This is a genomic window from Rhodococcus sp. KRD162, from assembly GCF_017168335.1.
Classification (GTDB): domain Bacteria; phylum Actinomycetota; class Actinomycetes; order Mycobacteriales; family Mycobacteriaceae; genus Rhodococcoides.
In genome coordinates this window covers 260476-286880 of sequence record NZ_JABFAU010000011.1, presented here as the reverse complement: position 1 = coordinate 286880, position 26405 = coordinate 260476, and the positions used below count along the sequence as shown (strand labels likewise).

The window sequence follows — 26405 nt, the reverse complement described above, 5'->3', positions numbered from 1 at the left end:
GTGCTACTCCGGATCCAGTAAGCCTTCGGGCGGATCGATCTCGATCGTCTTGTCGGCCAACGACACCGAGGTCACGATCGCGGCCACGAAGGGAACGAGGATTTCGGCGCGCGCGGCTGCGCCGGGGGTGGTGTCCGAACTCGGTCGAATGGAGAGCAACTCGCCCGCGGCCGAATGCAGAACCTCGCGGACGGTTCCCACCACCGAGCCGTCGGTCAGGATCACCGTGAGGCCCTCTAGTTCGTGATCGTAGAACTCGTCCGGGTCCTCGGACGGTGGCAGATCGGTGGACTCGACGACGAACAGGATGCCGCGCAGCTGGTCGGCGGCTGTCTTGTCGTCGATACCGTTCAGACGCAGCAGAAGCCGCCCGGAATGTTCCCGGACGGCGTCCACCGTGTATTTCGCCGGCGCTGCGTCCGATCGGGGCCTGCGGCCCCGAAGAACGTTTCCGGCGGCGAAGCGGTCGTCGGGGTCGTCGGTACGAACCTCGACGACGACTTCTCCTTTGATGCCGTGTGACTTGGCAACACGGCCGATGACGAGCTCCATGGTCGGTGCGTGACCTAGTTGTCCGTGTCGACCACGTCGACACGAATGCCGCGACCACCGATACCCGAGACGAGCGTGCGCAACGCCGTCGCAGTGCGACCACCGCGTCCGATGACCTTGCCCAGATCGTCGGGGTGCACGTGAACTTCCACGGTGCGACCACGACGACCGGTGATCATCTCGACCCGAACGTCATCGGGATTGGCGACGATGCCACGAACGAGGTGTTCGACGGCATCGGCGACAACGGCGCTCACTTCTCAGCAGCCTCGGCGGCCGGCGCGTCTGCCGTCTCGGTTGCAGCGGCGTCAGCGGTGGTGGCGTCGTCCGACTTCGGAGTCTTCTTCTTCTTCGCGGTGGTGGCTTCACCCTGGGGCTCGGAGTCGGCCTGTGCCAGTGCGGCGTTGAACAGGTCGAGCTTCGACGGCTTGGGCTCGGCGACGCGCAGGGTGCCCTCGGCACCGGGCAGGCCCTTGAACTTCTGCCAGTCACCGGTGATCTTCAGCAGTGCCTCGACGGGCTCGGTCGGCTGTGCACCGACGCCCAGCCAGTACTGCGCACGCTCGGAATCGATGTCGATGACGCTGGGGTCCTGCTTCGGCTCGTACTTGCCGATGGTCTCGATCGCACGGCCGTTGCGGCGGGTGCGAGAGTCCGAGATGACGACGCGGTAGTGCGGGGTGCGGATCTTGCCGATACGCATGAGCTTGATCTTGACAGCCATGTTCTGGTGGAGCCTTTCGGGAGTTGGTCACGGCGCAATTCAGCGGTTCGCACGGCATGCGAACCCGGTTTTGCGTTGGAGGGTTGTTGTGACCGCCGCTCGGTACGTAACCGGATGACGGGCGAACAGCTGTTCATTGTGCCAGACGAGTGAGGCGATCGGTGAATCGCCTGCACAGCCACCCGATCACGCGAGCAGGATCACCAGGGCCGGGAGGGTGTTGTTCAGCGAATGGGCAGTGGTCGAGGCGACGATGGAGCCACTCCGCATTCTGGCGATGCCGATTGCCAGACCACCCCACAGCAGGATCACGAAACGCCACCATTCGCGGTGCCAGATCGCGAACACGACGGCGGTGATCGCCAACACGACCCATCTGTTGCCCAGCCACGCCATGGGCATCGGGCGGGTGCGCTTTTCCAGCGCGCCCCAGAGCATGCCGCGGAACATCGTTTCCTCACAGATCGGTGCGCCGATCCAGATCCACACGACCAGCAGAATCTTCCATCCCATGGCCGAGTCCGCAAAGTTGCCCAGAGGTGCCTGCTCGTCGACGTCGATGCTGGAGAACAGCACCAGCGCCAGCAACACGCCACCGACGACGGCCGCGCCGCCCCAGGCCAGTCCGGATCGGACGTGACCGAGGAATTCGGCACTGGATCTGGGGAGACCGAAGTCGACGACGGGTCCGTTGCCACGAGTTCGTGAGATCGCCACCGCCAGTCCTGCGGCGAGCAGGCTGGGGATCATGATGCCCACGACCGACAGCGCGGAGTTCTGCGAGTTCACCGCGAGTCCGAGGAGCACGAAGCCCACGAGATTGACGCCGAGGACCAGCGCCGCGGCCGGCAGTCCCCACTTCTGGCCCCCGCGGCGGAGCAGGGCGGCATTCTCGGCCCGCCAGTAGGTCTCGGACAGGCCAGAGCCCTGCTGCTGAATCTGATTCATCGGCGCGAGCCCGGCCCAGCTCGGTCGGTCCGGATCGACGCGGCCTGCACCGCCGTCCGGCTCACTCACGCACAGGCCCCGATCTGTGTCGTTCACCGCCACGTCGGTCGGTCACCCGTCCGCGAAGTATCACCAGTTCGGGGTTGGACAGCACCTCCGGGCCCCCGCGCGGATCCTCGGCGTAGACGACGAGGTCTGCGGACGCGCCGTGTTCGAGCCCTCGTCGGCCCAGCCACGATCGGGCGTCCCAGCAGGCGGCACCGAGTGCGTCCGTCGGAGACAGCCCGACGGACGCGAGTGCGGCAACTTCGTCGGCGATGCGACCGTGCGCGATCGACCCTCCGGCATCGGTTCCTGCGTAGATCGCGATTCCGGCGTCGTGGGCTCGTCCGACGGTATCGGCCACGCGCTCGTGCAAGGCCCGCATGTGGCGGGCGTAGACGGGATATCGGGTGGCGGAATCCGCAATCGAGGGGAAGGTCTCGATATTGATCAACGTCGGCACCAGTGCCGTGCCGCGATCGACCATCATCTCGATGGTCTCGTCGGTCAGGCCGGTGCCGTGCTCGATGCAGTCGATACCGGCCGCGATCAGGCCGGGGAGGGCATCCTCGCCGAACACGTGGGCAGTCACTCGCGCTCCCTCGGCGTGCGCAGCGGCGATGGCATCGACGAGGATGGCGTCGTTCCACAGTGGGCGAAGGTCGCCCACCGATCGATCGATCCAGTCTCCGACGAGTTTGACCCAGCCGTCACCGAATCGCGCTTGCTGCGCCACCGCCTCGGGCAGTTGGGACTCGTCCTCGAGGTCTACGGCCAGACCCGGTATGTAGCGCTTGGGCGATGCGATGTGACGGCCGGCTCTGATGATCCGAGGAAGCTCGTCGTACTCGTCCAACGCGCGGGTGTCCACCGGAGAGCCTGCGTCGCGGAGCAGCAGTGCGCCGACGCCCCGCTCGGTCTCGGCTTGGCGGATCGAACCGGCCAGATCCGTGTGTCCCCCGCCGTATTCGATTCCGACGTGGCAGTGGGCATCGACGAGACCGGGCAGAATCCAACCGCCGTCGTGGACGAGGTCGGCATCCGGAATCGGCTCCGTGGACAGCACGTCGCCGTCGATCCAGAGATCGACGTTCGCCCCGTCCGGCAGGCCGCGGCCCCGTACCCGCATTGCCGCCACGTGCGCGAGCCTACTTCTTCGGCAGTTTCAGCTGCGAGAGATCGATGCCCTCGAGGCCGGGCGGTAACTGGTCGAGACCCTTGGGCATGGACGACAGATCCGGCATCCCGCCGGGCATCCCGGGAAATCCACCGCGAATCTTCGGCTGCGTCGGGCCGCGACCGCCCTTCTTGCCTTTCTTGCCCTTCTTGTTGTTCCGCACCTGTTTGCGAGCCCCAGGCATCCCCATCCGGCCTGCCATCGCCGACATCATCTTGCGTGCCTCGAAGAAGCGATCGACCAGCTGATTGACGTCGGATACTTTGACTCCGGAACCGTTCGCGATCCGCAGCCGCCTCGAGGCGTTGATGATCTTCGGATCGGTCCGCTCCTGCGGAGTCATACCGCGGATGATGGCCTGGACGCGGTCGAGTTGCTTCTCGTCGACGTCGGCGAGTTCTTTCATCTGGCCCGCGCCGGGCAACATTCCCAACAGGTTTCCGATGGGCCCCATCTTGCGGACGGCCATCATCTGCTCGAGGAAGTCGTCGAGTGTGAGCTGGCCCGAACCGATCTTGTTGGCCGTTGCCTCCGCCTGCTCGGCATCGAAGTGCTGTTCGGCCTGCTCGATGAGGCTCAGCACGTCACCCATGCCGAGGATGCGACTGGCCATACGGTCGGGATGGAAGACGTCGAAATCTTCCAGTTTCTCGCCGGTCGAGGCGAACATGATGGGTTGGCCGGTCACCTCGCGAACGCTCAGAGCGGCACCGCCGCGAGCATCGCCGTCGAGCTTGGTGAGCACGACGCCGGTGAATCCGACGCCGTCGCGGAATGCCTCCGCTGTGCTGACGGCATCCTGGCCGACCATGGCGTCGAGGACGAACAGGGTTTCGTCCGGCTGGACCGCGTCACGAATTCCTGCGGCCTGACTCATCAATTCGGTGTCGATACCGAGTCGACCGGCGGTATCGACGATGACAACGTCGTACTGCTTGTTTCGCGCTTCGGCTATGCCTGAGCGCGCAACCTCGACGGGATCGGATGCCGATACGCCGAGTGCATTGTCTCCACCGCCGATGGAGGTGCCCGGATGCGGCGCGAAGACGGTTGCGCCTGCGCGCTCACCGACGATCTGGAGCTGACTGACGGCACCGGGCCGCTGCAGGTCGCACGCGACGAGCAGTGGCGTGTGCCCTTGGCCCTTGAGCCATTTCGCGAGCTTGCCTGCGAGGGTCGTCTTACCCGAACCCTGGAGTCCGGCGAGCATGATCACCGTCGGCGGGTTCTTGGCGAATTCGAGCCTGCGGGTCTCACCACCGAGAATGCCGACCAGTTCCTCGTTGACGATCTTGACGACCTGCTGCGCCGGGTTGAGCGCTGCCGACACCTCGGCACCCTTGGCCCGGACCTTGATGCGGCCGATGAATTCACGTACGACGGGCAGTGCCACGTCCGCTTCGAGAAGGGCAAGACGGATCTCGCGGGCCGTGGCGTCGATATCCGCGCCGGACAGCCGACCTTTGCCACGCAGGTCCTTGAGAGTCCCGGTCAACCTGTCGGAAAGGGATTCGAACACCGATTGCACTCCTGAGCTAGCCGATCACCGAAGACGAGTCGAATCCGGCACGGTCACCAGACTAGCGCCAGCGCCCGCGCTAGTCGCTCGGGCGTTCGTCCACCGTGTCGTTCACGGGACGAAGACCTGAACACCACTCACGCGTTGCGTGCGGAATCGTTCCATGTCACTGCCACACCCCGGGTGGACAGCCACTGGGCCGGATCGACCTTGACACCCGAGGCGTCGTGCACCTCGAAGTGCAGATGCGGCCCGGTGGACTGGCCGCGATTGCCCACTGTGGCGATCTGCTCCCCGGCCGACACCCGCTGACCGGGCTGTACCGAGAAGTCGTTGACGTGTCCGTAGATCGTTTCGGTGCCGTCGTCGTGCTTCAGCTTGACCCAGAGTCCGAATCCGCTGGCAGGGCCTGCATCGATGACCGTGCCGTCGGCGGCCGCGTAAATGGGCGTGCCGATCGGTGCCGCGATGTCGAGTCCGCTGTGTTGAGTGCCCCACCGCGATCCGAAGTTCGACGTCAACACCCCTGCCACCGGCTGCACGGTGGACTTCTTCAGCGAACGAAGGCTTTCGAGCGGCGATCCACCTCCGACCCCTCCCTGGCCGAGGCCCACGTCGTCGAGCCACTGCTGCGCAACGGCACCGGGATCGGGCAGCCCGAATGCTGCCAATGGGTCGGAGCTCGGCGGAGCGACAGGAGTCGACGCGGGCGCCGAGGGTGCGGGCTCGGCTGGGGCGGACTGCGCTGGGCCGGACTGCGCAGGTGCGGGCTGCGCTGGGGCGGACTCCGCCGGTGCGGGCTGCGCGGGCTCGACCGGAGCAGGCGCGAACTGTGGCGGCAGAAACTGGGGCGGAACGAACTGAGGGATCTCGAACTGCGGGGGCTCGAAATGGGGTAGCTCGAATCCGGCCGGCAGAAGACCCTGCGGCACTGCGAACGGAAGCCCGGCGGCGGGCGGCTCCTGAATCGGCGCTGCGCCCGCTGTTCCCGCCCCCATCGAGGTGGCACCGACGACGATCGCGCCGGTCGCCGCCACGATCGTCGCGGTCCGACGACCGGTGTCCGGAGCCTGCTCGGCAGCGCGATGCTTGCCGCGCGGTTCAGCGGTTGCTGTGTCGGCCGGTACGTATATGTTCGACCGTCGATGGGATCCCACAGTTGATGCCTCTCGCATAGCAGCAGTGTCGACTGCAGTAGCACCCGAAACCGGTGCGGCCTTCAGTCAGTGACGAACATAACAAAAGCGTATCGATGGCAAACCCATCGGCTGGAAGTTGGTGATAAGTCACCACAGCATGCCGTAACGCAATCCGGTTCCGACCATCGGTTATGTCCCTTCCGGCTTTTCCGGGGGTTTGGGCGGTTCCGGGGCAGGTACAACCGCGAGTATCGCCCGTTCGAGATCTTCGCGAACGGCGCGGCTGTCCGCTCCTGCCAGGTCGATACAGAACGAGTCGACCACCGAGCTACCCAGCGTCGACACACGCGCCCAGCGAATGTCCGAGCCCTGCTGTTCGATCGCGCTGGCCAACCGACAGAGCAACCCGAGCCTGTCTTCTGCCCGCAGCTCGAGCACCACCTGGCCGGGTTCGCTGTCGTCGAACCACAGCACCCTCGGCGGGGCCTGGGCGTAGAGAACCGGCACTGCCGAATCCTCCCCCTCGTCCTCCACCGTCTCGGTTCGGGCGTGACGTTCTTTGGCATCGAGTACCGCCACCAGATCGAGTTCTCCGGCCTGCGCCCGAATGATCTCCTGGCGGAGCAGACCGGCCTGCGGCGGTGCCCCGAACAGCGGCGCGACATCGAAGGTGTTGATCGCCGAACCGTTGTGACTGCCCAGCGAGGCAGAGAGCACCCGCAGCGAGTGCAGCGCCAGCACCCCTGCGGTGTCGGAGAGCAGCCCGGGGGCGTCGGGCGCGATGACCGTGACGACGAAGGTGTGCAGTCCGTCGGTCGGTGCGATGTCGACGTGGACCCCGCCACGCGCGGCCAGCTCGATCCGTGCCGGATCGAGTGGATCGGGGCCGGGCAGACTCTCCCCTGCCATCACCAATCGGCACCTGCGCACCAGTTCGCGGATCAGTGACGCCTTCCAGTCTCCCCAGACTCCGGGGCCCGTGGCGAGCGAATCTGCTTCGGCCAGAGCATGAAGCAGCTCGAGCAGAATGGAATCGGCACCCAATGCGTCGACGACGGTCTGCACGGTGGCCGGGTCGTCGAGATCTCGGCGAGTAGCGGTTTCCGGCAGCAGCAGGTGGTACCGCACCATCGCCGTCAGCAGCGTCACATCCGAGGGCCACAGTCCGAGCCTGTTGCCGATCTGAATTGCGAGATCTGCACCCACGATGCTGTGGTCGCCGCCGCGGCCCTTTCCGATGTCGTGTATCAGCGCACCGAGGACCAGGAGGTCCGGCCGTGCCACTCTGGTGGTCAACGCGCTTGCGTAGGCAGCGGTTTCGACCAGATGCCGATCGACGGTCCAGGTGTGCACGGCATCTCGGGGCGGTAGGTCACGCACCGCGCCCCATTCCGGGATCAGCCTGCCCCACAAGCCGGTTCGATCGAGCGCCTCGATGGCCGCGATGGCTTTGCGCCCGGATCCGAGCAGGACGAGCAGATCGTTGAGGGCTTCCTTGGGCCAGGGCTCACGAAGCTCGGGAGCACTGTCGGACAGACGGTTCAGTGTCGATGCAGACATCGGCATTCCGGTCTGCGCCGACGCCGCCGCGACGCGCATGATCAGGCCGGGGTCCTTGTTCGGTCGCGCATCACGGGCCAGAACGACCTCACCGGCGTGCTCGACCACTCCCTCGTCGAGCGGACGGCGGACCGGAACTCGCCGCAAGCGCGAAAGTCCCTTTCGCGGAAGCGAATTACCCGCGGTACGCAATCCGACATCGACGGAGTAGCTGATGGTACGAGCCGAATCGCTCAACACGCGAGCGAGATCGAAGCGATCACCGATCCGCAGCGCGGCACCGATCTCGTCGGCATCCTGCGCGCGCAGTTGATCTCGCGCTCGGCCGGCCACCCGGTGCAGTTCGGTACGCACGTCCAGCAGTCGCCCGTGCGCGAAGGCCAAACCGCCTCCGGGCGACTCGGGTCCGAGCCCGGGCATACCGTCGGTGAGTTGAGCAATGGAGAGGGCGTCGAGCAACTGCACGTCTCGCAGTCCACCGCGTCCGCTCTTGAGGTCGGGTTCGGCGCGGTGCGCGATCTCACCGCTACGCGACCATCGCCCGCGAGTCTGCTCGATCAGTTCGTCGAAGCGCCCGCGAATTCCGTTGCGCCACTGACGCCGTACGCCGCCGATGAGCAGGTTGCTCAACTCGACGTCGCCGGCGATGTGACGTGCCTCCAACATCCCGAGCGATGCTGTCATATCCGCCGCAGCCACCTGCAGTGCCTGCGGCACAGTACGAACGCTGTGGTCGAGCTTGATGTGCGCGTCCCACAGCGGATACCAGAGCTTGTCGGCGACGTCGGAGACGATGCGTGGTTCGAGATCGTCGTGCAGCAGGATCAGGTCCAGATCCGAGTACGGCAACAGTTCACGGCGCGCCAGACCGCCGACTGCGACGATCGCGAAGCCCGAGTCGGGTTTGATCCCGAGCTCGGCACCTTTGGTGGTCAACCAGAACTCGTGGAGATCGACCAGAGCCTGTCTGAGCGAGGGCGCATCGAGACGACGGTTGCGAGTGCCACCGTCGAGTAGTTGTTTTCTGGCCCGAGCGAGATCGGCCGCAGCACCGCCCGTGCCCTTCGATGCCGAGCCCGAGGAGACCGCAGGCCCCGATCCCGACGCTGTCGCGCCCGAACCGGGGCCTGCGGCCCGAGACCCTTTGGGGTCAGAGTGCATCTGCGCCACGTTCTCCGGTACGGACTCGGATGACCGAGTCGACCGGGGAAACCCAGACCTTGCCGTCACCGATCTTGCCGGTGCGTGCGGCCTCGACGATGACCTCGACGACCTTCTCCACCGCGGCGTCGTCGACGACTACCTCCACACGTACCTTCGGAACGAAGTCGACCGAGTACTCGGCACCTCGGTAGACCTCGGTGTGGCCCTTCTGGCGACCGTATCCCTGAACTTCACTGACGGTCATTCCCAGTACGCCTGCCTGCTCCAGGCCCGTCTTGACGTCCTCCAGGGTGAACGGTTTGACGATTGCCGTGATCAGCTTCATTTTTGCTTCCCTTCACAAGACCTCGAGTGCCCGTTGTCGTACGGTGCAGCGTTCATATCCATCTCTACCTTGTCAGGCGAAATCATATGCAGTCTCAGCGTGCTCGGCTTCGTCGATACCGTTCGCCTCGTCCTCGTCCGACACGCGCCAGCCGAGAGGCTTGAGCGCGAAGGCGATCACGGCAGTGACGATGGCGGTGAAGATCAGAGCGACCAGAGCGATGACGATCTGGACGACGAGCTGCTTGTAGTCTCCGCCGTAGAACAGGCCGGTCTCGGAGCCGAGGAAGCCGATGGCGATGGTGCCCCACAGGCCTGCCACGAGGTGCACGCCCACGACGTCGAGCGAATCGTCGTATCCGAACTTGAATTTCAGTCCGACCGCGAGGGCCGACAGGACACCGGCGATGACGCCGAGAATCATCGAACCGACAGGCGTCAGTGCACCTGCTGCCGGAGTGATCGCGACAAGACCTGCGACGATGCCCGAGGCGGCACCGAGGCTGGTGGCGTGGCCGTCGCGAATACGCTCGGTGATGAGCCAGCCTGCGATGGCAGCTGCGGTGGCGGCGGTGGTGTTGACCCAGGCCAGACCTGCGATGCCGTCTGCTGCGAACGCAGAGCCGGCGTTGAATCCGAACCAGCCGAACCACAGCAGTGCTGCGCCGAGCATGACGAACGGAAGGTTGTGCGGGCGGTAGGCCATCTTGCCGAAGCCTGCGCGCTTGCCGATGATGATCGCCAGAATCAGGCCGGCGATACCGGCGTTGATGTGCACCACGGTGCCACCGGCGAAGTCGATCGGTTCCACGCTGGCGACGAGCCCACCCTCACCGTCGTCGGTGGTTCCGAAGATCATTGCCGCGAGGCCGTTCTCGGATCCGGAGAGCAGTCCGCCGCCCCAGACCATGTGGGCCAGCGGGAAGTACGCCAGGGTGACCCAGATACCCGAGAAGACGAGCCACGTGCCGTACTTGACGCGGCCGGCGATCGAGCCGCTGATCAGTGCGACGGTGATGATCGCGAAGGTCACCTGGAACGCCACGTCGATGATGTTGGCGTAACCCGATGCGCCGACGATGTAGTTTCCGTCCGCATCGGTGATCGAATCCTTGAGTCCGAAGAACTCGAAGGGATTGGCGAAGATTCCGCCGACGTCCTGGGTTCCGTAGGACATGGACCAGCCCCACAGGAAGTAGACGATCGAGACGACGGCCATTGCTCCGAACGACATCATCATCATGTTCAGTACGGTCTTCTGCTGCGACATACCGCCGTAGAAGAACGCCAAGCCCGGCGTCATCAGCAGCACCAGAGATGCTGCCATCAGCATCCATGCGGCGTTGCCGGAGTTGGCCAACATATCCTCGGGACTCACGTACACCCTCCATTCTCCCGCACACCGGTTGGCGCGCCGTTACGCAAGAAGGGTGGTTTCACGAGGTTTCATCCGTGACACTCTGGTGTTTCGGACATGTGAACGCATGACCGAATTCTGTTGCAAAAAGGTTTCGTGCAGGCGTTTGTGCTTTTTCCCCGGTTCTTGGACAGCCCGATCGATGCACTCAGCCGAGCAGAGCGTCGACGAACGCCCCCGGCTCGAACGGTGCCAAATCGTCGGCACCTTCGCCGAGACCGACGAGTTTGACGGGCACCCCGAGCTCACGCTGAACCTGAAAGACGATGCCACCCTTCGCGGTTCCGTCGAGCTTGGTGAGCACGACTCCGGTGATGTCGACGATCTCGGCGAAGACACGCGCCTGCGTGAGCCCGTTCTGGCCGACGGTGGCGTCCAGAACGAGCAAGACGTCGTCGACGTGGGCGCGCTTCTCGATGACTCTCTTGACCTTGCTCAGCTCGTCCATCAGACCCGATTTGGTGTGCAGCCTGCCCGCGGTGTCGATCAGAACCACGTCGACCCCGCCGTCGATTCCCTTGCTCACTGCGTCGAACGCGACGGCGGCCGGATCCGCAGCCTCCTTGCCTCGGACCACCTCGGCCCCCACTCGCTCGGCCCAGGTCTGCAGCTGGTCGGCTGCTGCCGCGCGGAACGTATCGGCGGCACCGAGCAGTACTCGTCGCCCGTCCGCAACCAACACGCGAGCGAGTTTGCCGGTTGTCGTGGTCTTACCGGTCCCGTTGACGCCGACCACCAGCAGCACGGCAGGGGTGCCGTCGTGTGGAAGCGCGCGAATCGAACGATCGAACTCGGGATGGAGCTGCGCAACGAGAATCTCGCGCAACAGCGCCCGGGCGTCCGCCTCGGTCCGGATACTGCGCGCCGCCATCTGTTCGCGCAGAGTGCGCATGATCTCGGCGGTGGTCGCCGAACCGATATCGGCGATCAGCAGCGTGTCCTCGACCTCTTCCCAGGAATCCTCGTCCAGATCTCCGCCGCCGAGCAATCCGAGCAAGCTCTTGCCGACAGCGGACTGGGAACGGGCCAGACGACCTCGTAGACGATCCAACCGCCCCTCGGTGGGATCGATGGTGTCCAACCGCGACACTGCCGGGCCCGCTGTGGCAGGGGGCTGCGTTTCCGCAGCATCGGGAACAGCCGGCTCGGGCTCCGGCACCACGGGCTCCGGCACCTCGGGCTCGGAGACCACGGGCTCGGGCAGTACCTGTGCGGGGTCCGCGGCGTCGCTCGGTGCGCCATCGCCTTCCGGCGTCTCGATCGCCGGAACATCGGCCTCGGTCCCCACGCGGTCCGTCTCTGCCGAGGCGGGCGACGCTGGATCGGCAGCGACCGGAGCAGGAGCTGAGGGCGGAGGTTCGACCGGCGCACGGTCGGCCGGTTTCGGAGTCCGAGGGCGAACCGGATCTGCCGTGGCCGTGCCCTGGCTGAACGAGAATCCGCTGCCCGCGGTGTACCCGCCGGATCTGTCCTTGGTCGCTGCGTCCTCGATCCGCGCCGCCTCGTCCGCTTTGAGGGACACTCTGCGCCGACGGGACAGCACCAGTCCGACGACCAGAACGACGAGCAGGACGGCAGCGATCGCCGCAACGATGATCCACGCTTGGTTACTCACACAGACATCATCTCAGGCGATCACGACGGTGCTTCACCGGTGCTGGTCTGCCTCGCGAAATGCAGTTCTCCTTCGCCGCGCGGATCGCTACCATCTCGGTCATGGTGTGGGCAACGGTGCGGGACGCAGAACAGTTGACGCAGATGTTCGGCGAGCCGAGCTATCGAGCGGCCAACAAGGATCGGCGCACTCTGCATGCGCTGGACGTGCAGTGGCTCGCCGCGTCCCCGTTCTGTCTGGTGGGAACCTCGGACTCGAGCGGACGGTGCGACGTCTCGCCCAAGGGTGACCCGCCCGGGAGCCTGGTCCATGTCCTCGACGACGCCACGATCGCGCTCGCCGAACGACCGGGCAACCACCGAATGGACGGCTACCGCAACATCATCGAGAACCCGTTCGTCGGGCTGAATTTCTTTGTTCCCGGCCGCGGCGACACGCTCCGCATCAACGGTCGAGCGTCGCTCGTCACCGAGGCACCGTTCTTCGACGATCTGCAGGTGAAGGGTCATCGCCCGATCCTGTGCCTGGTGGTCGATATCGAGCAGGTGTTCCACCACTGCGCCAAGGCTTTTATGCGGTCCAAGCTGTGGCAGCCCGAGACCTGGGCTGCCGAGGCCGTGCCCGACGTCGCCACCTTGACCAGGACACTCATCCCGCAGGCACCCGAGACGATCGAAGAGTTGCGCGAGTACTACGGACCGTCCTACTCCGACCGGCTCTATCCGAAGCAGTGAGCGCTCAGGAGTCGGCGTCCGGTTCCGTTCCGGGAGGCGTCGGGTCCGGCTCGGTTGCATCGACGGCGACGCGTTCTCGGTTCAGACGCTGCGAGATGACGGTGGTGATGCCGTCGCCGCGCATGCTCACGCCGTAGAGTGCGTCGGCCACCTCCATCGTCGGCTTCTGGTGCGTGATGACGATCAGCTGCGACTTCTCGCGAAGCTGTTCGAACAGGCCGATCAGTCGACGCAGGTTGGTGTCGTCGAGTGCTGCCTCGACCTCGTCCATCACATAGAACGGTGACGGCCTGGCGCGGAAGATGGCCACGAGCATGGCGACCGCGGTCAGCGACTTCTCGCCACCCGAGAGCAGCGACAATCGCTTCACTTTCTTTCCGGGTGGGCGCGCCTCCACTTCGATTCCCGTGGTGAGCATGTCCGAGGGATCGGTGAGGATCAGCCGTCCTTCGCCGCCGGGAAACAGCTTGGCGAACACGCCGGTGAATTCCCGTTCGACATCGAGCCAGGCCTCGGTGAAGACCTGCAGGATGCGTTCGTCGACGTCGGCGACCACTCCCAGCAAATCCTTGCGTGCGGATTTGACGTCTTCGAGCTGGGTGGACAGGAAGTTGTAGCGCTCTTCGAGGGCTGCGAACTCTTCCAGCGCCAGCGGGTTCACCTTGCCGAGAGTGGCGAGGTCACGTTCGGCACGTTTGACCCGCTGCTGCTGGGTGGCGCGATCGAACGGCATGGGGGCCGGGGCCACCACTTGTTCGCCGCGTTCCTTTGCCGCTTCGTACTCCGACATCTCGAGCTCGGTCGGCGGTAGCGGAACGTCGGGCCCGTACTCGGCAACGAGATCGTCGAGTCCGATTCCGTGCTGTTCGAGAATCGTGGTCTCGAGTTGTTCGATCCGCAAGGCAGCCTGCGCGCGGGCGACCTCGTCGCGGTGCACCGCGTCGGTGATCGACGCGAGCTGCCCTTGCAGGGCACGAACCTGTTCCTTGATTTTGTCGAGTTCGATTGTGCGGGTGGATCTCTCGGCGGACAGCTCGTCGCGCCTTCTGGCCGCGACGGCGACGGCGTCGGCGAGTCGCTCGGCGATCCGCTCCCCCGATTCTCCGACCGCGGCCGCCACAGCAGCCGCGTGCCGACGAGCTGCACTCTCACGTTCGGCTCGCGCCCTTGCCTCACGTTCGGCTCGCGCGGCCCGGCGCAGCGAGTCGGCCCGGCCACGCACCGACTGCGCGCGCTCCTCGGCGGTCCGCACGTTCAGCCGCGCCTCGACCTCCACCGCACGCACTTCCGTCAGTGCCGCTGCCGCCATCTCCCGTTCCATGGTGGTGGCACCGTCACCGCTCTCGCCGTCTCCCGCGAAGCCGGACTGCTCGTCCTCGGCCGTGCGCAGATTGTCTTCGAGCTCGGCCAGCCGCACGACCGCTTCCTCGCGACTCGCCTCGGCAGCGCTACGTTGGGTGGTCAATCGCGCCGATTCGGCGTGCGCGGAACGCGCCAGCTGCCCCAGTCGGCCCAGTTGCTCGTACACCGCGGCCATCGCGGCGTCGGACTCGTTGAGGGCGGCGAGCGCCTGTTCCGCCGACTCGCGCCGGTCACGCTGCTCCGCCAATGCGCCCGAGAGCGCAGCATCGAGTTCCTCCGAGCGCCGTACGGCCGCCGCCAACTCGACCGTCGACGTGTCGATCGCGGACTGCACTTCGAGAGTGCTGGGGCGACGGTCCGATCCACCGGTGACCCAACCGGGCTCGACGACGTCGCCGTCTCTCGTGATCGCGCGCAGCTCCGTCGAGCCGGCGACGAGCCGCTCCGCGTCGTCGAGCGAGTCGACGACGATCACCCCGTCCAGCAATGCCGTCATCGCTCCGGCCAGCCGATCCGGGTAGTCGATCAGGTCGAGAACCCACCGCGCACCACTGGGCAGCTCGTCGCGCTGATTCCTTTGCGCTGCAACAGAACTACTGTGCACGATGGAGGCCCGGCCGCCGTCGGCCGCTCGGAGCGCAAGCACCGCGTCACGCGCGGCATCGAAGGACTCGGCATGCGCCGCATCGGCCGCAGGGCCCATGGCCACTGCCACCGCGATCTCGTATCCCGGCTCCACTGTGAGGTGCCCGGCAAGCAGACCCGACAGCCCTCGCTGTTGGTTCTCCACCAACCACCCGGCACCGTCCTTGCGTTCGAGACCCATCGTGAGCGCTTCGATCCTGGCCTCGAACGACGCCACCTTCTTGCCCGCGGTTCGTTCCTCCGCCTGCAGTTCCGCCACGCGGGCGTCGGCGTGCCGCAACGCGGCCACTGCCCGCTCGTAATGCGTGTCGAGACTGAGCTCGCTGGCATCGAGAGTGCCGATCTGATCCTGCACGCTCTCGAACTCATGCTGGGCCGACTCGCCACGCGCCCGAGACTCCTCGATCGCCACCGACAGCCGGGCAACCTCGGCGTCGATCGACTCGACCTTCGTCCGGAACGTGTCGACCCGGCCGGACAGTCGGGCGAATCCTTCTCGGCGATCGGCGACCGCACGGACAGCGGCGAGGTGGGCCTGTTCGGCGGCCGACGCGGCAGCTTCACGCTCGGCGAGCTGCTCGCGTGCGGCCTCGAGGGATTCGCGGGCCATCTCGACGGCCTCGACGAGTTCCAGCTCTTCTTCTGCGACGCGTTCGGCCTGTGCCTCGAGCTCGTCCGGGTCCTGTCCCCGTCCGGAGGTCTGCACGGAGTCGAGGTGCCTGGCTCGTTCGTGCGCAACACGTATCGTCGCGTTCACGCGTTCGGCCAGCGCAGAGAGACGGAACCAGGTCTGACCGGCCGCCTCGGCACTGGGTGTCAGCCGTGCGACTGCCTGCTCGTGTTCCCCGAGCGCCACGGTTCCGGCTTCGAGGGCGTCCTGCACCATCGCGTACTGCTCGCGCGCTGCTTCCTCGTCCTGGGTCTGACTGGCGAACTCTTCCCGCCTGGCAACGAGGTCGTCGGCCGCCAGCCGCAGCCGAGCGTCGCGCAGATCTGCCTGCACGGTCTGCGCGCGTCGTGCTACCTCGGCTTGCCGACCGAGTGGTTTGAGCTGGCGGCGCAGTTCGGTCGTGAGGTCCGTCAGCCGAGCAAGATTGGCCTGCATCGCGTCGAGCTTGCGGACCGCCTTTTCCTTGCGCTTGCGGTGCTTGAGCACGCCGGCGGCTTCCTCGATGAAGGCTCGCCGATCCTCGGGGCGAGATTCCAGGATTGCTGCCAGCCGACCCTGCCCGACGATGACGTGCATCTCCCGGCCGATACCGGAATCGCTGAGCAGTTCTTGGACGTCCATCAACCGGCAGGAGCTGCCGTTGATCTCGTACTCCCCCGCGCCGTCGCGAAACATCCGCCTGGTGATCGATACCTCGGAGTAGTCGATCGGCAGCGCACCGTCGGAGTTGTCGATGGTCAAAGTGACCTCGGCCCGACCGAGGGGCGCTCGACCCGAGGTGCCCGCGAAGATGACGTCTTCCATCTTCCCGCCGCGCAGCGCCTTGGCGCCCTGCTCACCCATCACCCAGGTCAGGGCATCGACGACATTGGATTTGCCCGAGCCATTGGGGCCGACGACGCAGGTGATTCCCGGCTCGAATCGAAGAGTCGTCGCCGAAGCAAAGGACTTGAAGCCCTTGAGCGTCAGACTCTTGAGATACATAGCGTCCGTACTTTACCGGCACCCTGCGGGTAAGCGCGCCGAGCCTCCCGCAAACGAGTGAGGAATCAGCGTTCGACGAAGCCCTTCAGATCTCCGCGGGCGCCGTCCCAACTCTCCACGACAAGCGTGACGGTGCCCGGGGTCCGATCGCCTCGCAGCAAGGCGAGAAGGGCGTCGAGTCGCTCGCGTGGGCCCTGCGCTGTCACCAGAACTCGCCCGTCCGCGTGATTGGTCGCATGACCGACGAGTCCGAGTTCGAGCGCGCGCGAGCGAGTCCACCACCGGAATCCGACTCCCTGAACCTGACCGTGCACCCATGCCGTGAGCCGTTCGTCGGTCATGATGGACTCATCTTCCGGACGGTTCCGTCGAAACTGATGGCGTACAAAGCTTTCTCGTCGAATCCGACCCCGCCGAAAGCAACCGACGAGGTCAGCGGAACCCCGGTGGCTATCACGCAGGACGATCCGGTCTCGGGGTCGATACGGAGCACCCTGCCCGCGAGATTCTGTGCGAGATAGACCGTTCCGTCATCGGCCACGGTCAGATCGTCCGACATCGTGAGCGGTCCGATGCCGTCGACGCGAATGCGCGAGGACGGCCCGGCCGGGTCCTTCTCGTCGAGCACGGTCACAGTCGTTTCCGGATCGAAGGTGTTGGCCACGTAGATTTTTCCGCCGCTGATGTCGATACCGTTGGCCGAACCCAGATCGGTACGCACCGTCGACACCGAGCCGACCGACCCCGCGCCGTCGGTGGTGATGCGAGTGAGTCCGGACCCGCCGCCGAGGTTGCGGGTGGTGAACAGATCGCCCGTGGTGGATCGGGCCAGCCCGTTGGGCATGGTGAGGCCGGACGCATACGTCGACCTGGCACCGGAGTCGAGATCGATCGTCTCGATCGTTCCGTTCCGCAGGTCGAGAAGGCCTGCGGCAGTGCTGTTTCCGGTGGCGAAGAACAACGTGTCTCCGTCACGTACCAGTCCGCCGGGCGACTCGACACCGGAGACGAGAGTGCCCCGTTCTCCGTTCGGAGCCACGGTACGCAGTGCCCCAGGCCCGATCGGGGAGGTCTCGGACACGATCATCGAGCCTCTGCCGTCGAATTCCAGATTCTCCAGCATCCCGAATCCCGACGCCACGGTGCTCACCGACCATGGAGCGCAGGTGCTCGACGCCTCCGCAGTGGGAGACAGGGCGACCGAGGCACCGAGAACCAGGCCCGCCGCGACGGCGGCTGCCCCCGCTTTCATCAGGCGTCCACGTCGATGTCCAAGGTGACCGTCGTCCCGGCCTTCAGTGTCCGGCCGACCGTGCACACGCGGTCGATGGCGCGCTCGACGACTGTGAGCAGTCGCTGCTGGGCCTCGGGGTCCATCTCGCTGAGGTCGACTCGGAGAATTTCGTTCAGTTCCGGATACAGCTCGTTCTCGCGATCGGCGGCACCGGAGACCTCGACGGTGGCGGTGTAGTCGTCTCCCAGTCGACGCGAGAGAGGGACGTCGGAACTCATTCCGGTGCATGCGGCGAGCGCGATCTTGAGCAACTCACCGGGTGTGAAGACGCCCTCGACCGACTCGGACCCGATGAGCACTTCGGCTCCTCGCGAACTGCGGCCGGTGTAGCGACGGGTACCTGTGCGCTCGACCCAGAGAGTGGTCGGCGTGCTCTGTTCTGCCATGACCGAAATACTAGGCGGGAACGACCATTGCGGTCAGGAGTGGAGCCTGCGGAACGACCATTGCGGTCAGGAGTGGAGCCTGCGGAACGACGTGCTGACTGTCATGTCCGAAGGTGTCGGGGTCGCGGCTGGCACCTGGGACAGCTGAACGACGAGCGATTCATGAACTTCTCGCGTCTGATCGGAGCGCCACACCGAGAACAGGGCAGGCCCTCCTGACCGTAGGCGTCGAGGGAACGATCGAAGTAGCCGGATTGTCCGTTGACGTTGACGTACAGCGCGTCGAACGACGTTCCGCCCTGTGCCAGCGCCTCGCCCATCACCGCGTGGACGGCGGTGAGCAGTCGACGAAGAGCCGGCCGGGTCAGCGTCTCTGCGATGCGATTGCCGTGAATCTTCGCCCGCCACAGCGCCTCGTCGGCGTAGATGTTGCCCACCCCGGAGAGCACAGTCTGATCGAGCAGTGCCCGCTTGATCTCGGTGTGCTTGCCGCGCAACACGGTCACCACGGCTTCGGCGTCGAACAGCGGATCGATCGGGTCGCGCGCGATGTGCGCCACCGGTTCCGGTACCGGTGTGCCGTCCACCGTCACGATCGGGGCGAGTGCCCACCCGCCGAAGGTTCGCTGGTCCACGAAGCGTAGATCGTTGCCGTCGTCGAGCCGCGCACGAATCCGCAAGTGTTTCTCGTCCGGCGCGGTCGGCGGCTGCACCAGCATCTGTCCGCTCATGCCGAGATGCACGACGGTCGCGAAGTCACCGGGTTCCATCACCAGCCACAGGTACTTCCCCCGTCGCTGCGCGGACGAGATGCGTTGCCCTCGGAGTTGACCGATCAGGTCTTGGCCGCCGAGGTCGTGTCGCCGCACGGCGCGTGGGTGCAGCACGTCGACAGTGCGCATGGTCCTACCCACGACGTGCGATTCCAAGCCGAGCCGAACGACCTCGACTTCGGGCAGTTCGGGCATCAGGAAGGTTCGGTGGCGGATTCGGTCGAAACGTCGGTGTCGTTGTTCGACAGCGCATTCCACGCCAAGCTGGCAGCCTTCTGCTCGGCTTCTTTCTTCGACCGACCGATGCCGACGCCCAGGGGGGATTCGCCGACCAACACGGTGGCCGTGAATTCCTTGTCGTGATCCGGCCCGGTCGATTCGATTGCATACGAGGGGACGCCGAGTCCGCGCTCTGCAGTCAACTCCTGCAGGCTCGTCTTCCAATCCAGACCTGCCCCGAGCTTCGGGGCGCGATCGAGCAGTCCAGCGAAGAGCGAGAGGACGACGGTCCGTGCCACGTCGATGCCGTGTTGCAGATGAACTGCACCGAGCAACGATTCCATGCCGTCGGCGAGGATGCTCGGCTTGTCGCGTCCGCCGGTCTGTTCCTCCCCTTTGCCCAGCAGCAAGTGGCGGCCCAGTCCGCCGTCGCCGAGACCGCGGGCGACCTCGGCGAGGGCATGCATGTTGACCACGCTCGCCCGAATCTTCGCCAGCTGACCCTCGGACTTGGTGGGGTGAACCGCATACAGATGTTCGGTGACCGCGAGGCCGAGGACCGAATCGCCGAGGAACTCGAGTCGCTCGTTGGTCGGAAGGCCCCCGTGCTCGTATGCGAACGACCGATGGGTCAGAGCCAGAGTCAACAGCGGCTCCGACAGGGAAACACCGATGGCGGCGAGGAGCGACTCTCGGTCGTCCCCGCCGCCGTCGGCAGTAGAACTATTCGTCTGTGAACCGCTGTTGTGCTGATCCACTACCTCGTTGGTCACGAAAGCGGAAGTCAGACCGCTGCGACGACCTGGCGGCCCTTGTAGGTGCCGCACGAGGGGCACGCGATGTGGGGCAAGGTCTTCTCACCGCAACCACGGTTGGGGCACGTCACGAGGGTCGGCGCAGTGGTTTTCCACTGTGCACGACGCGACCTCGTGTTGGAACGCGACATTTTGCGCTTCGGGACAGCCACTTACTTCTCCTCGGCTTCGTTGTTCACAAGTTCTGTGCTCGGTTCTGAATCCACGCCAAATTTGGCTGCAAGACCAGCCCAGCGAGGATCAATTGTATCGTGACTGTGGCCGGATTCAGCAATCGCCAGGCGAACGCCGCATTCTGGGCACAATCCCTCGCACTCGTCGCTGCAGACGGGGTGGAGTGGAAGCTCCAGACCGACCGCGTCGACAATGACGGGTTCGAGATCTATCAGGTCGTCGGCGATGCGGTGAATCTCGTCCGCATCGGTGGTCTCCTCGGTGATGCTGTTCGGGTAAGCGAACAGCTCGGTGAGGTAGACCTCGACGGTGCCGCTGACCGGATCGAGGCACCGTGTGCACTCGCCGGCCGTGGCAGCTCGTACGGGACCGGTGACGAGAACGCCCTCGGACACCGCCTGCAATTGCAGGTCGAGCGACACCGGCACACCGGCTTCGATCGCGATCGCATCGAGGCCGATTCGGGAAGGAGCCGACACCGTCCGCTCGACCGTCTTCGTCGACCCGGGGCGACGACCGAGGTTGAGAATGTCCAGAACGAATCCATCGTCCAATTCAGGACGGGTCGTTCTCTGGGGCGGGGGCACGGCTGTTCTTCCTCACTGTCGATGTACCTACTGTCGGTAAGCAACCCCACAACGATATGCATGCGTGCATACGAGGGCAAATCACTACCACTCAGTGTCGGCTGCGACGACCGTCCTGGCCGCCGTATGCGGCTTCGCCGTACGGTTCGCTGCCGTATTCCGGAACCCCGGAGCCGGTGCGCAGTTGCTGGCGGCCACGTCCGACCGAACGAATCGTGCCGCTGAGGAACTCCTCGAACTCCGCGAGTTTGGTGTCCACGTACACATCGCACTCACTGCGCATTCGATCGGATTCGGCGTGGGCGGCGTCGATCACGCGAGCCGACTCGGCGTGCGCGGACTGCACCACCTCGGTCTGCGATACCAATCGGTTCTGTTCGGCGGTGCCGTCGGCGACCGACCTCTCGTACGACGCCTCACCCGACTCGATCATGCGGTCGGCCTCGGTGCGAGCCCGAACCGTCAGCGCCTCGTACTCGCGCTGGCCTTCGAGCACCGTGCGCTCGGCTTCCGCCTCGGCGTCGGATACGAGTTGCTCGGCGTGGGCCGATGCCTCGGAGACCATGCGATCTGCCTGCGCTTTGGCGTCGGCGAGAATTCGATCGGCAGAGTCACGAGCGTTCTCGACGGTGTCCTGCGCTTCGGCGTTCGCGGTACCGACCGTCTTCTCCGCCGTCGCCCTGGCATCGCCCACCAGCTTGTCTCGATGATCGAGCACGTCCTGAGCATCGTCGAGCTCTCCGGGGATGGCGTCACGAACATCGTCGAGCAGTTCCAGAACGTCGCCACGAGGGACGACACACCCGGCCGTCATCGGAACGCCGCGCGCCTCCTCGACAATGGCGACGAGTTCGTCGAGCGCCTCGAATACGCGGTACACCGGTTACCCCAATCGTCGAATCTGCCACTGCGCGGATCGACCACGGAGCGGCCGAGACACACAGTGCTGCGCTGATCAGTCTGCCTGCCCAGGCGCGTGTCTTCGCTATACCGGCCCGGTGTGTCGCCCGCCGAACTACTCTGCTGCCCGCTCGGCGATGCGAGCGACCAATCGATCCTGAACGAAAGGCGGGAGCATTCCGGTCACGTCTCCCCCGAACGTCGCGACCTCCTTGACCAACGAACTCGACAGGAAGCTGTGGGCAGGATTGGCAGGCAGGAACAGTGTGTCCACACCGGTCAACGTGCGGTTCATCTGCGCCATCTGCAGCTCGTAGTCGAAATCGTTGGCGCTGCGCAACCCCTTGACGATCGCCGAAAAGCCTTCTTGCCGCGCGTAATCGACGAGCAGTCCGTACCACGAGCCGACCCTGACATTGGGCAGATGCTCCGTTGCGGCCTCGAGCATCTCGATCCGCTCCTCGATGCTGAACATTCCCTTTTTGCTCTTGTTCACCATCACCGTCACGACCACCTCGTCGAATGCGGCAGAGGCGCGCTCGAAGATGTCGAGGTGTCCGATGGTCACCGGGTCGAAGGATCCAGGACACAGAGCGCCAGTCATGACCGAAACCTATCAGCCTGCCCAGAGGCAGGTCGTACCGTCTGCTCGCCCCGCAGGCTCAACCCGTGCATACCGCGATCTCGATTCGACTCTCCCCGTACCGCTTCGACTTCTCCGGCACCAGACCGCTCGGCCATTCGGTCTCCGGCGAACGTGACGACCGCTCGAGCACGACAACCGCGTCGGATGCGAGCCAGCCCCCGGTGACGAGCCTGTCGAGCAGCCCGGCCACCGCTGTGTCGGTGACGGCGTACGGAGGGTCGGCCAGTACCAGGTCGTATGCCGCATCGGCCGCCCCCGCCAGCACGGACGCCACCGGCGCGCACCGGACCGAAGCACCCGGCAAACCCACCGAATCGATGTTCCTGCGCACCACGGCAGCTGCTCGTGCGTCGGACTCGACCAACACCGCCGACGACGCGCCGCGCGACAGGGCCTCCAGCCCCAACGCGCCCGATCCTGCGAACAGGTCCAGTACTGCAGCGCCGTCGAGCTCCATCCGACTCTCGAGCGAACTGAACAGCGCCTCCCGTACCCGCTCGGAGGTGGGGCGGGTGCCCTGGCCGGGTACCGACAACCGTCGACCTCCGCCCACACCCGCCACTATCCGCGTCATTCGCTCCCGGCCTCTTCGCCCGTCGACCCCCCGCCGACGACAACGAGGAGATCTCCGCCCTCGACCTGCTGCACACCCGAGATCGCCAGCCGGGTCACCGAGCCTCCACGCGGAGCCGTGATCGCAGCCTCCATCTTCATCGCCTCGATCGTCGCGATCGTGTCACCGGCCGAGATCTTCTGGCCCTCTTCGACCGACAGCGTGACCACGCCAGCGAACGGAGCCGGGATGTGCCCGGAGTTCGACCGATCCGCCTTCTCGACCGTCGGCACCTCACTCGAGATGGACCGATCACGCACCGACACCGGCCGCAATTGTCCGTTGAGGATGCACATGACGGTACGCATCCCGCGCTCGTCGGGATCGGAGATCGCTTCGAGACCGATGAGCAGCTCGACTCCCTTCTCCAGCGCGACTCGATGCTCGTCGCCTTGACGCAGGCCGTAGAAGAACTGATTGGCCGACAGCCGCGTCGTGTCGCCGTACTTCTCGCGGTGTGCAGCGAGTTCGGCTGTGGGGCCGGGGAACAGCAGTCGGTTGAGGGTCTCGCGGCGCTGAGCCGACGTGCCGTCGAGGCACTTCTCGTCCTCCTCGGTCAGCGGTGTGACCGGCTTGCCCGCGCCGCGACCCTCCAATGCCTTGGTCCGCAACGGTTCCGGCCATCCGGCCGCCGGCGTGCCGAGGTCCCCACGCAGGAATCCGATCACCGAATCGGGGATGTCGTAGCGACCGGGGTTCTCGGCGAACTCCTCCGCGGTCGCTCCCGCCCCGACGAGGGCCAGGGCCAGATCCCCGACCACCTTCGAGCTCGGAGTCACCTTGGTCAGGCGACCGAGCATGCGATCTGCCGCAGCGTAATTGGCCTCGACCGTCTCGAAACGGTCACCGAGTCCGAGCGAAATGGCTTGCTGCCGCAGATTCGAGAGCTGACCACCGGGAATTTCATGGGTGTAGACGCGGCCCGTCGGTGCCGGCAGCCCGGACTCGAACGGCGCGTACACCTTTCGCACCGCTTCCCAGTACGGCTCGAGATCGCAGACGGCCCGCAGATCGAGGCCGGTATCTCGTTCGGTGTGGGCCGCCGCTGCGACGATCGCCGACAGCGCAGGCTGACTGGTGGTTCCTGCCATCGCCGCACTGGCGCCGTCGACGGCGTCCGCGCCTGCCTCCCACGCCGCCAGATAGGTGGCCAACTGTCCGCCGGGTGTGTCGTGGGTGTGCACGTGCACGGGTAGATCGAAGTTCGACCGAAGCGCCGTCACCAAGGTCTTGGCCGCGGGAGCGCGCAGTAGACCGGCCATGTCCTTGATGGCGAGAACGTGTGCGCCTGCATCGACGATCTGCTCTGCCAACTTCAGGTAGTAGTCGAGGGTGTACAGGTTCTCGTTCGGGTTCGACAGGTCGCCGGTGTAACTCAGCGCCACCTCGGCGAGTGCGGTTCCGGTCTCGCGCACCGCATCGATCGCCGGTCGCATCTGGTCCACGTTGTTCAGGGCGTCGAAGATCCGGAAGATGTCGATGCCGGTGTCGGTGGCCTCGGCGACGAAACTGCGGGTCACCTTCTCCGGATACGGGGTGTATCCCACTGTGTTCCTGCCGCGCAGCAACATCTGAATTGCGATGTTGGGCACGGCCTCTCGCAGGCTTGCCAGCCTCTCCCACGGATCCTCGTGCAGGAATCGCAGTGCCACGTCGTAGGTGGCACCTCCCCACGCCTCGATCGAGAGCAACTGCGGCGTCGTGCGCGCCACATACGGGGCGACCCCGAGCAGCCCGCTCGTACGGACTCGCGTCGCGAGCAACGACTGGTGCGCGTCACGGAACGTGGTGTCGGTGACGCCGAGCGCCTTCTGATTGCGCAGATCGCGGGCGAAACCCTCGGGTCCGAGGGCGAGCAGTCGCTGACGCGAACCGTCCGGGATCGGTGCCGAGAAATCGACCTCGGGGAGCTTGTCGTGCGGGTACACCGATGACGGACGCTCGCCGTGCGGCTTGTTGACCGTCACATCGGCCAGATAGGTGAGGATCTTGGTACCCCGGTCACCCGAGGAACGAGAGGTCAGAAGTTCCGGACGCTCCTCGATGAACGAGGTGGTGACCCGCCCGGCCGTGAAGTCCGGGTCCACCAGAACCGCTTGCAGGAACGGAATGTTCGTTGCGACACCGCGAATTCTGAACTCCGCCACCGCTCGTCGGGCGCGCGCCACTGCTGTGTCGAAATCACGACCACGGCACGTGAGCTTGACCAGCATGGAATCGAAGTACGCTCCGACCTCCGCGCCGAGTGCGGTGCCACCGTCCAGGCGCACCCCCGCACCACCCGGGGTGCGGTATGCAGTGATGCGTCCGACGTCCGGTCGAAATCCGTTCGCCGGATCCTCGGTGGTGATGCGGCATTGCAACGCCGCACCGCGCAGCACGATGTCCTCCTGCCGAAGGCCGAGATCCGACAGCGTCTCCCCCGAGGCGATCCGCAGCTGGGACTGCACCAGGTCCACATCGGTGACCTCTTCGGTGACGGTGTGCTCCACCTGAATTCGAGGATTCATCTCGATGAAGACGTGATTGCCGCGGGTGTCGAGAAGGAACTCGACGGTACCTGCGCACGAGTAGTTGATCTGTTTGGCGAACGCGACGGCGTCCGCGCATATCCTCTCCCGTAGTTCTGCGGGCAGATTCGGTGCCGGAGCCAATTCGATGACCTTCTGGTGCCGACGCTGGACGCTGCAGTCTCGCTCGAACAGGTGCACCACATTGCCCTCGCCGTCGGCGAGGATCTGAACCTCGATGTGCCGGGGGTCGATCACGGCCTGCTCGAGGAATACCGTCGGATCACCGAAGGCCGACTCCGCCTCGCGCGCAGCAGCTTCGATCGCCTCACGCAGCTGCTCGGGTTCGGCTACCCGGCGCATACCGCGACCACCGCCGCCAGCCACCGCCTTGACGAACAGCGGGAAGGTCATCGACTCCGATTCCGCGACGAGCGCGTCGATATCGGAGGAGGGCTCCGAGGACGCCAGCACCGGAAGCCCTGCCGCCTTCGCCGCAGCGATCGCCCGGGCCTTGTTACCGGTCAGTTCGAGAACATCCGCGGACGGGCCGACGAAGGTGATGCCCGCCTCGGCGCATGCGGCAGCCAGATCCGGGTTCTCGGAAAGGAATCCATAGCCGGGGTACACCGCGTCGGCACCGCTGCGCTTGGCTGCGGCGACAATCTCGTCGACCGAGAGATACGCGCGTACGGGGTGCCCCTTCTCCCCGATCTGATATGCCTCGTCGGCCTTCGTCCGGTGCACCGAGTTCCGGTCTTCGAACGGGAACACCGCCACGGTCGAGGCACCGAGTTCGTAGGAGGCGCGGAAGGCGCGGACAGCGATCTCACCGCGGTTGGCAACCAAAACTTTGGAGAACATTGGCTCAACCTACCTGGCAGCGTGCGCCTCCGAGGCGAACTGATCCCA

General features: G+C 65.6%; 24 protein-coding genes. 1 reads left to right on the top strand and 23 read right to left on the bottom strand.

What is annotated here, in order from left to right:
* Nucleotides 1-3: 3 nt before the first annotated feature.
* From rimM to ftsY, 11 genes are all read right to left on the bottom strand, one after another.
* On the bottom strand, nt 4-552 hold the full coding sequence (gene rimM / locus J1M87_RS15855) for a ribosome maturation factor RimM (RefSeq protein WP_206490391.1): 549 nt from the start codon (nt 550-552) through the stop codon (nt 4-6).
* 14 nt (nt 553-566) lie between these two features.
* Nucleotides 567-809, bottom strand: a complete 243-nt coding sequence (locus J1M87_RS15850; protein ID WP_206490390.1) for an RNA-binding protein — start codon at nt 807-809, stop codon at nt 567-569.
* Nucleotides 806-1276 (bottom strand): 30S ribosomal protein S16, encoded by a 471-nt coding sequence (rpsP, locus tag J1M87_RS15845; RefSeq protein WP_206490389.1) that lies wholly within the window; start codon nt 1274-1276, stop codon nt 806-808. Before rpsP ends, J1M87_RS15850 begins: the two co-directional genes overlap by 4 nt.
* Nucleotides 1277-1462: 186 nt before the next feature.
* A complete protein-coding gene (locus tag J1M87_RS15840) occupies nt 1463-2293 on the bottom strand; it encodes a CPBP family intramembrane glutamic endopeptidase (RefSeq protein WP_206490388.1) in 831 nt (276 codons plus the stop codon).
* Complete coding sequence (locus J1M87_RS15835) at nt 2286-3404, bottom strand: amidohydrolase family protein (RefSeq protein WP_206490386.1); 1119 nt, start codon at nt 3402-3404, stop codon at nt 2286-2288. The genes J1M87_RS15840 and J1M87_RS15835 overlap by 8 nt, the downstream gene beginning before the upstream one ends.
* Nucleotides 3405-3414: 10 nt before the next feature.
* A complete protein-coding gene (ffh, locus tag J1M87_RS15830; protein WP_206490385.1) occupies nt 3415-4962 on the bottom strand; it encodes a signal recognition particle protein in 1548 nt (515 codons plus the stop codon).
* A gap of 137 nt (nt 4963-5099) precedes the next feature.
* Entirely contained in the window at nt 5100-6119 is a 1020-nt protein-coding gene (locus tag J1M87_RS15825; RefSeq protein ID WP_206490643.1) for a M23 family metallopeptidase, read from the bottom strand.
* 171 nt (nt 6120-6290) lie between these two features.
* On the bottom strand, nt 6291-8822 hold the full coding sequence (locus J1M87_RS15820) for a [protein-PII] uridylyltransferase (protein ID WP_206490384.1): 2532 nt from the start codon (nt 8820-8822) through the stop codon (nt 6291-6293).
* On the bottom strand, nt 8812-9150 hold the full coding sequence (locus J1M87_RS15815) for a P-II family nitrogen regulator (protein WP_019664269.1): 339 nt from the start codon (nt 9148-9150) through the stop codon (nt 8812-8814). Before J1M87_RS15815 ends, J1M87_RS15820 begins: the two co-directional genes overlap by 11 nt.
* 72 nt (nt 9151-9222) lie before the next feature.
* The gene (locus tag J1M87_RS15810; RefSeq protein ID WP_206490642.1) at nt 9223-10512 is read right to left on the bottom strand and encodes an ammonium transporter; all 1290 of its coding nucleotides are present in this window, start codon (nt 10510-10512) and stop codon (nt 9223-9225) included.
* Between the two features lie 202 nt (nt 10513-10714).
* The gene (gene ftsY, locus J1M87_RS15805) at nt 10715-12181 is read right to left on the bottom strand and encodes a signal recognition particle-docking protein FtsY (RefSeq protein ID WP_206490383.1); all 1467 of its coding nucleotides are present in this window, start codon (nt 12179-12181) and stop codon (nt 10715-10717) included.
* A gap of 101 nt (nt 12182-12282) precedes the next feature.
* Between ftsY and J1M87_RS15800 the strand changes: the two genes are divergently transcribed.
* On the top strand, nt 12283-12915 hold the full coding sequence (locus J1M87_RS15800; protein ID WP_206490381.1) for an MSMEG_1061 family FMN-dependent PPOX-type flavoprotein: 633 nt from the start codon (nt 12283-12285) through the stop codon (nt 12913-12915).
* Nucleotides 12916-12919: 4 nt separating this feature from the next.
* Here J1M87_RS15800 and smc read toward each other — a convergent pair whose 3' ends face one another.
* The 12 genes from smc to J1M87_RS15740 form a co-directional block, all read right to left on the bottom strand.
* The gene (gene smc / locus J1M87_RS15795) at nt 12920-16576 is read right to left on the bottom strand and encodes a chromosome segregation protein SMC (RefSeq protein WP_206490379.1); all 3657 of its coding nucleotides are present in this window, start codon (nt 16574-16576) and stop codon (nt 12920-12922) included.
* A 65-nt stretch (nt 16577-16641) separates the two neighbouring features.
* Nucleotides 16642-16917, bottom strand: a complete 276-nt coding sequence (locus tag J1M87_RS15790; protein ID WP_206490377.1) for an acylphosphatase — start codon at nt 16915-16917, stop codon at nt 16642-16644.
* Complete coding sequence (locus J1M87_RS15785; protein WP_206490375.1) at nt 16914-17828, bottom strand: SMP-30/gluconolactonase/LRE family protein; 915 nt, start codon at nt 17826-17828, stop codon at nt 16914-16916. Before J1M87_RS15785 ends, J1M87_RS15790 begins: the two co-directional genes overlap by 4 nt.
* Entirely contained in the window at nt 17828-18256 is a 429-nt protein-coding gene (locus J1M87_RS15780; protein ID WP_206490373.1) for an OsmC family protein, read from the bottom strand. The genes J1M87_RS15785 and J1M87_RS15780 overlap by 1 nt, the downstream gene beginning before the upstream one ends.
* Before the next feature lie 101 nt (nt 18257-18357).
* Nucleotides 18358-19224: a bifunctional DNA-formamidopyrimidine glycosylase/DNA-(apurinic or apyrimidinic site) lyase gene (gene mutM, locus J1M87_RS15775; RefSeq protein ID WP_206490370.1), complete on the bottom strand. Its 867-nt coding sequence runs from the start codon at nt 19222-19224 to the stop codon at nt 18358-18360.
* Nucleotides 19224-20006, bottom strand: a complete 783-nt coding sequence (rnc, locus tag J1M87_RS15770) for a ribonuclease III (RefSeq protein WP_206490641.1) — start codon at nt 20004-20006, stop codon at nt 19224-19226. Before rnc ends, mutM begins: the two co-directional genes overlap by 1 nt.
* Nucleotides 20007-20032: 26 nt before the next feature.
* Nucleotides 20033-20215, bottom strand: a complete 183-nt coding sequence (gene rpmF, locus J1M87_RS15765) for a 50S ribosomal protein L32 (protein ID WP_032397784.1) — start codon at nt 20213-20215, stop codon at nt 20033-20035.
* Complete coding sequence (locus J1M87_RS15760; RefSeq protein ID WP_206490368.1) at nt 20216-20824, bottom strand: DUF177 domain-containing protein; 609 nt, start codon at nt 20822-20824, stop codon at nt 20216-20218.
* 91 nt (nt 20825-20915) lie between these two features.
* Nucleotides 20916-21704, bottom strand: a complete 789-nt coding sequence (locus J1M87_RS15755) for a DivIVA domain-containing protein (protein ID WP_206490366.1) — start codon at nt 21702-21704, stop codon at nt 20916-20918.
* A 135-nt stretch (nt 21705-21839) separates the two neighbouring features.
* Complete coding sequence (coaD, locus tag J1M87_RS15750) at nt 21840-22328, bottom strand: pantetheine-phosphate adenylyltransferase (protein ID WP_206490365.1); 489 nt, start codon at nt 22326-22328, stop codon at nt 21840-21842.
* Between the two features lie 58 nt (nt 22329-22386).
* Nucleotides 22387-22944 carry a 16S rRNA (guanine(966)-N(2))-methyltransferase RsmD gene (gene rsmD, locus J1M87_RS15745; protein ID WP_206490364.1) on the bottom strand — a complete coding sequence of 186 codons (558 nt, stop codon included), beginning with the start codon at nt 22942-22944 and terminating at the stop codon, nt 22387-22389.
* A complete protein-coding gene (locus J1M87_RS15740; RefSeq protein ID WP_206490363.1) occupies nt 22941-26357 on the bottom strand; it encodes a pyruvate carboxylase in 3417 nt (1138 codons plus the stop codon). The genes rsmD and J1M87_RS15740 overlap by 4 nt, the downstream gene beginning before the upstream one ends.
* Nucleotides 26358-26405 lie beyond the last annotated feature (48 nt).

Bases quoted from the DNA above. Each gene is read 5' to 3' on its own strand.
- rimM (WP_206490391.1), bottom strand. From the start codon at position 552: ATGGAGCTCGTCATCGGCCGTGTTGCCAAGTCACACGGCATCAAAGGA.
- rpsP (WP_206490389.1), bottom strand. From the start codon at position 1,276: ATGGCTGTCAAGATCAAGCTCATGCGTATCGGCAAGATCCGCACCCCG.
- J1M87_RS15820 (WP_206490384.1), bottom strand. From the start codon at position 8,822: ATGCACTCTGACCCCAAAGGGTCTCGGGCCGCAGGCCCCGGTTCGGGC.
- J1M87_RS15815 (WP_019664269.1), bottom strand. From the start codon at position 9,150: ATGAAGCTGATCACGGCAATCGTCAAACCGTTCACCCTGGAGGACGTC.
- J1M87_RS15810 (WP_206490642.1), bottom strand. From the start codon at position 10,512: ATGTTGGCCAACTCCGGCAACGCCGCATGGATGCTGATGGCAGCATCT.
- J1M87_RS15800 (WP_206490381.1), top strand. From the start codon at position 12,283: ATGGTGTGGGCAACGGTGCGGGACGCAGAACAGTTGACGCAGATGTTC.
- smc (WP_206490379.1), bottom strand. From the start codon at position 16,576: ATGTATCTCAAGAGTCTGACGCTCAAGGGCTTCAAGTCCTTTGCTTCG.
- J1M87_RS15790 (WP_206490377.1), bottom strand. From the start codon at position 16,917: ATGACCGACGAACGGCTCACGGCATGGGTGCACGGTCAGGTTCAGGGA.
- J1M87_RS15785 (WP_206490375.1), bottom strand. From the start codon at position 17,828: ATGAAAGCGGGGGCAGCCGCCGTCGCGGCGGGCCTGGTTCTCGGTGCC.
- J1M87_RS15780 (WP_206490373.1), bottom strand. From the start codon at position 18,256: ATGGCAGAACAGAGCACGCCGACCACTCTCTGGGTCGAGCGCACAGGT.
- mutM (WP_206490370.1), bottom strand. From the start codon at position 19,224: ATGCCCGAACTGCCCGAAGTCGAGGTCGTTCGGCTCGGCTTGGAATCG.
- coaD (WP_206490365.1), bottom strand. From the start codon at position 22,328: ATGACTGGCGCTCTGTGTCCTGGATCCTTCGACCCGGTGACCATCGGA.
- rsmD (WP_206490364.1), bottom strand. From the start codon at position 22,944: ATGACGCGGATAGTGGCGGGTGTGGGCGGAGGTCGACGGTTGTCGGTA.
- J1M87_RS15740 (WP_206490363.1), bottom strand. From the start codon at position 26,357: ATGTTCTCCAAAGTTTTGGTTGCCAACCGCGGTGAGATCGCTGTCCGC.